We start from the raw sequence: 4464 nt of genomic DNA, 5'->3' as shown, positions 1-4464 counted from the left end.
TCCCAGAAAGGTGTTGACTGGCAGTTTACCACCAATGAAGCAAGAATCAAACTAAAACGCCTTTACCCACAGTTTAAGGATTGATTAGGTACTAGGTTCCACAGTTGTTTCACCAGCAGGGAATGGTTTACGTTATCGAAGAAGCCTTGGATATCGATATCCACTACGTAATGCAGTTGTGAATGGTTCACTAGGAATTGCACTCTTGCCATCGCATGGTGCGTAGACCGAAGCGGTCTGAAGCCGTAGCTGTGCTTGAAGAACCGAGCTTCTCCGATAGGTTCAAACACTTGCTTAAAGCATTGCTGGATGATGCGGTCCAGGATACAAGGAATTCCGAGCGGTCTTAATTTGCCGTTGTCCTTCTCGATGAGTTTCCGTCTGATTTTCTTAGGGCGATAGTTTTTCAGCTTGGTTTGGATTTCCGTCACTAGTTCATCGTCAGATAGCTTCTGAATGTCGGCGATGGTTTTTCCATCGGTTCCCGGTGTCTTTGAACCTTTATTGGATTTCATTGTCCGATAGGCCAGTAAGATATTTTCTCTGGAGGTAATCGTATCGTATAAATTCGAAAATGTCTCATGTCTCATGGCTTTATCATATAAATCCGTAAAGAGTTCCGTCATGCCGTAATAATCCCAATATCTCAAGGCTTGCACTGTGGCATCCCTCCTCGCGAGGTGATGTTCCCACGTTCTTACCCGATCGGTGCAATTCACATTTGGAAAATGATCGTTCTTTCAGTTAGACTTGGGGCTGTTCCTCCACTCCCATTACAGGAGATTCATCAGTCGTGCCCCTGCCCTCACAAGGATAAATGCATTTCGGCGAATGCCTTATAGCAGCCGTTTCGGGTGACAGCCCTTGTTGCAACGTTCCTTGTTTTCCAAGTCCCTTACAATCTAGCTATTCATTCTGAACTTAGGTGCTCCCTTTGAGCCTGTGAGCTAGATGCCGCCATTGTTCGGCATAGCGTATTTCATATGGCAGATTTTTACTCCACGCCACTCACGCCATCGTAAGATGGTATATATGTTTCCATATATTCTAACTTTAGACCCGTACCTTCGGTTGTTTGTCAGTTCCTTTCGCGGAACGATTCTCACCATATCCAGTTTTTCAGCCGCGCGGCATATCCGTTAGCATACCTTCTCCATTGGGGTGGCTTCAGCCTTCGTTCTGCCGAATCTACCTGTACTCCAAACCCCATAGCCTGTCAGCTATGACGCATGCAGGAGTGTTGGCGGGATGGTTTCGGGAAACATGGCTCCGTCATTCCCATCCTCGATTGTAAAGTTAAGATTAATCATGTAATCTCCCGCTTTTCGCGCAGTAGCGCTTATAGCGGAACTTGTCGAACCTGCCTGTTAGTACAATACTCAATATCCATTGAAATACATCGTTCAGGCTGCGTTACTGATTCCACTGCCACAGTACAGCGGATTGTTCGTCCGTCAATCTCGATTCAAATGGTTAGTAGCAGTTTATTGGGACAAGTTAATCATCATGCGTAGCGCATACGAAAAAAGGGCTATCCCCTTGCGGGATTGCCCTTTTGGCTCAAATCGATTATGGCGTCGTCGTTGTTTCCGTCGCTGCAGGATCGACAGGACTTGTTTCGGTATCAACAATAACTACGCTTTGCGTCTCGGTTTCAAACTGCACATCCGCACCCAGGGATTCACTAATGAAGCGGATAGGCACTATCGTATTGCCTTGTTCGATTTGGGCTGGAACCTCCAGGATGACTTCCTTACCGTTCACAAAAGCTATCGTTTCATCAATAATCAGCTTAATCACTGTTCCGTTCCTCATAACCGTAACCGAACGCTCATCGGCATTCCAAACTACTTCAGCTTGAAGAGCTTCAGAAACCGCACGGAATGGAATCAACGTTGTTCCATCTTTAATTTTAGGAGCAAACGGGAAGTCCGGTATTTCTCCGTTCACGTAAGCTTTAATACCCGTGATGCCTTCCTGTTCCAATAGCTCTGATAATGCTTTATAACGGTCAAGATTCCTCAGGTCGCGCTTTACCGCTTCCTTCTGGGCGGAAATGGCTTCTTTGAGGACACCCGCTTGCGCATAGTATTGAGCCAAAGATTCATACAGCTCGTCCTCTGCCAGTTCCTCATTATCTACCGATTCCTCAATTTTCTTTTTCAACTCATCCGCAAAATCTTTCAACTCATCCTTTTTATCCTTATATTGCTTAAGAATCGCTTTACGCTCTTCTTTTATTTGATCCTTCAAGGCGTCCAGCGCATCTTCAATTAAATCAATTTCCTGATCCAAAGATTCCTTCGCCTGTTTCAATTCATCTTCAACCTGTTTTTTCCTGGCCTCGTACTCTTCTTTGGACAATTCGTCTTTTAACGCTTCCAATTCGCTTAATTGCTGTTCATAGTCTTGTTTGAGAGCTTCTTCTTTCTCTTTATACTCTTTCTTTAAAGTCTTTTCGGACCCTTTCACGGCATCCTCTATGCTTTCATCATCGTCTTTGTCGTCATTCTCGTTATCTTCGTTTTCGTCATCTTCGTTGTCATCATCATCGTCTTTGTATTTGTCTTTGTCTTTGTCATCATCGTTTTTGCCGTAGTATACCGGTTTCTCTTTCTTATCGGTATCTTCCGCGCTTGCAAAAGGCGACATAACCAGCATAAGTGAAATCATTAGAGCAGATGATACAGCTAAAGCCTTCTTCTTCTTTTTCATGGGGCACTCTCCTTAATATAAATGAATGAATGCACCAATAGAATCACTATTGGCAACCCAGCCACCCTAGAAGGCCCTCTCCCTTAGGTCTGCAGCTTTGCGTCCCCATGTTTCCATAGGTTTGCCTTTATCATTAGCATCTACGTACATTGTAATTAATTAGACAACTTTCGACATGGGCTTTAAGTCTCATTACACTTAAAAAATAATCTAAATTAAACTGAAATGAAGAGGGGTCTAGGTGAAATTGTACTCATTCCTATTATCCGCATACACGGTAGTGATACGAGACTCATTATTCTGTACGATGATTGACTTCCGCTATAAAAAATACAGAGCACAGGCGTCAATCTCGCCATGCTCTGTATTCCGAATTCCTGTATTTCGACTTGTGCCCCTACATTCAGACTATGTATCGCTTGGAAACCTGCATGCCATTTGATCGACTTCCATAGCCACCTGCGAAGAAAGTTCGGAGAGGCTGCGTATGGGAACTTCTTGCTCTTGATCCGGTTGGTCGAGGGGATAGACTCTGGCTGTATCATTCTCTTCGTTCACATGCTGGATATAAACGCGAACCCCGTTATACTCCACGTTTTCCATGTTCGGTGAGGCCGCGATTTCCTGAGCCCGTTGAATATTCATCATATAAAACCTCCTCTGCTTCTGGTCATTTCATTGTGTGCGCAAGAGGAAAATTCTATTCACGGGATTACGCACCGGTTATTTTTATTGGTCTCCGTAAGTAATTTCAGGCGAAAACTTACCTCCATATCCCAGCACTTTAAAGCTCCCGAAATTATAGGAGGCATCCTTTTCCTTTTCTGAGATACGGTCATTATATTCGACAGATTACGGACAGGCAATTCAGTCAGCATTAGGGCGATATGTTGCGGAAACAATATAAAACCTTACTTGTGATAAAGTTATATAGTTGTTGATCATAAAAATGTGTAGATTACTCGGTTCAAATGATTCGTTGTAGCCTTATATTTCTTGACTACTTTCGATCGGATACCATTTGCCTGCATGAGGCGATCCACACGGCCTCGACTAGCTTTTTGGTCGGGCAGTAGATTCTTGGTAATTTGAGGTGACCCATAGATCTTATGACTGCCTATGTGAATGTCTCGAATCCTATCTAGCAACTTCCGATTTTCAACACTACGTTTGCTTTCTGGTCGTTTGATATAAGCATAATAGCCGCTTCTAGAGACGTTAAGAGCCTGGCACATCTTCGCAATCCGAAACACGAAGCGGTGTTCAAAGATAAATTTGAACCTAATTATTTCAGATTTTTCGTAAAGTAGGCTGCCGCCTTTTTTAGGATTTCATTTTCTTCCTTTAGATCAGCGAGTTGCTTGCGTTTTTTACGCATATCCTCTTCTTCGGCCTTCAGCTTACCACTGCCTGGGGATGCACTGTCTCCGTCACGTTTATGACTCTTAACCCAGTCCCTTATCTTAGTATGGTGAACACCGATCTCCTTAGCGGTTTCCCCCACCGTTGTTTCTTCAGCCAAGATACGCAGGACGACCTGCTCCTTAAATGAGTTGTATTTCTTCCCTTGTCCATTGTGAACCCCTCCATGATTTATTATAGAGGTTTTCTTCGTGTTCATCTATTCGGGTCAAGGTCACTTTTCGATGACTACGGTTAAACACCCTTATTGTGGACACTGCACCTCTTATTCGATATCGATCGTAGAATTGCTTTAAATTGCTGCCATTTACTCTAAAATGGACGTTT

General features: G+C 43.7%; 3 protein-coding genes, 2 pseudogenes and 1 riboswitch. All 5 genes and pseudogenes read right to left on the bottom strand.

Translation table 11 applies throughout. From position 1 onward, the window contains the following. Positions 1-92: 92 nt before the first annotated feature. Positions 93-659 (bottom strand): annotated as a pseudogene (locus L1N85_RS26525) (reverse transcriptase domain-containing protein); the annotation flags it as partial. Positions 660-1569: 910 nt separating this feature from the next. Continuing rightward, positions 1570-2715, bottom strand: a complete 1146-nt coding sequence (locus tag L1N85_RS26520) for a copper amine oxidase N-terminal domain-containing protein (protein WP_235242020.1) — start codon at positions 2713-2715, stop codon at positions 1570-1572. Positions 2716-2763: 48 nt separating this feature from the next. Beyond that, positions 2764-2851: riboswitch (cyclic di-GMP riboswitch) on the bottom strand. A gap of 335 nt (positions 2852-3186) precedes the next feature. Further along, a pseudogene (locus L1N85_RS26515) lies at positions 3187-3360 on the bottom strand (small acid-soluble spore protein H); the annotation flags it as partial. Positions 3361-3656: 296 nt separating this feature from the next. Next, complete coding sequence (locus L1N85_RS28130) at positions 3657-3950, bottom strand: IS3 family transposase (protein WP_407946579.1); 294 nt, start codon at positions 3948-3950, stop codon at positions 3657-3659. A 50-nt stretch (positions 3951-4000) separates the two neighbouring features. Next, positions 4001-4336 (bottom strand): transposase, encoded by a 336-nt coding sequence (locus tag L1N85_RS26510; RefSeq protein WP_268818496.1) that lies wholly within the window; start codon positions 4334-4336, stop codon positions 4001-4003. Between the last annotated feature and the right edge of the window lie 128 nt (positions 4337-4464).

This window comes from Paenibacillus alkaliterrae (assembly GCF_021532375.1).
In the GTDB taxonomy this organism is placed as follows: domain Bacteria; phylum Bacillota; class Bacilli; order Paenibacillales; family Paenibacillaceae; genus Pristimantibacillus; species Pristimantibacillus alkaliterrae.
This window is presented reverse-complemented; position numbering and strand designations above follow the sequence as displayed.

Coding starts and splice junctions, on each gene's coding strand:
- L1N85_RS28130 (WP_407946579.1), bottom strand. CDS start 3,950: ATGTGCCAGGCTCTTAACGTCTCTAGAAGCGGCTATTATGCTTATATC.
- L1N85_RS26520 (WP_235242020.1), bottom strand. CDS start 2,715: ATGAAAAAGAAGAAGAAGGCTTTAGCTGTATCATCTGCTCTAATGATT.
- L1N85_RS26510 (WP_268818496.1), bottom strand. CDS start 4,336: ATGAACACGAAGAAAACCTCTATAATAAATCATGGAGGGGTTCACAAT.